Here is a 685-nt window from a genome sequence, read left to right on the forward strand (position 1 = left end):
TGGCGCAGAACATCGCCTTCGGCCTCAAGCAGGACCGTTTGCCCGCCGCCGAAATTGACGCCCGTGTGGAAGAAATGCTGCGTCTGGTGCACATGACCCAATACGCCAAGCGCAAACCGCACCAGTTGTCCGGTGGTCAGCGTCAGCGCGTGGCGCTGGCCCGTTCCCTGGCCAAGCGGCCGAAGCTGTTGTTGCTCGACGAACCCATGGGCGCGCTGGATAAAAAGCTGCGCTCGCAGATGCAACTGGAGCTGGTGGAGATCATCGAGCGCGTTGGCGTGACCTGCGTGATGGTGACCCACGACCAGGAAGAGGCCATGACCATGGCCCAGCGCATTGCAATCATGCACCTGGGCTGGATCGCCCAGATCGGCAGCCCGGTGGACATTTACGAAGCGCCGGTCAGCCGCATGGTCTGCGAATTCATCGGCAACGTGAATGCCTTCGACGGCACCGTGGTGGAAGACCTCGAAGGTCACGCCATCATTCACAGCCCCGACCTGGAACAGAAGATCTACGTCGGCCACGGCGTCAGCACGTCGGTGCAGGACAAGTCGATCACCTACGCGATCCGTCCGGAAAAACTGCTGGTCAGCACCACCAAACCCGACACGCGCTACAACTGGTCCAGCGGCAAGGTGCATGACATCGCCTACCTCGGCGGCCACTCGGTGTTCTACGTCGA

At 61.6% G+C, this 685-nt stretch carries 1 protein-coding gene; it reads left to right on the plus strand.

The features are described from left to right. The coding region (locus D8U18_RS25510) for an ATP-binding cassette domain-containing protein (RefSeq protein WP_131108873.1) at positions 1-685 on the plus strand (685 nt) is incomplete at both ends.

The organism is Pseudomonas sp. Sample_10 (assembly GCF_004321495.1).
Taxonomy (GTDB): domain Bacteria; phylum Pseudomonadota; class Gammaproteobacteria; order Pseudomonadales; family Pseudomonadaceae; genus Aquipseudomonas.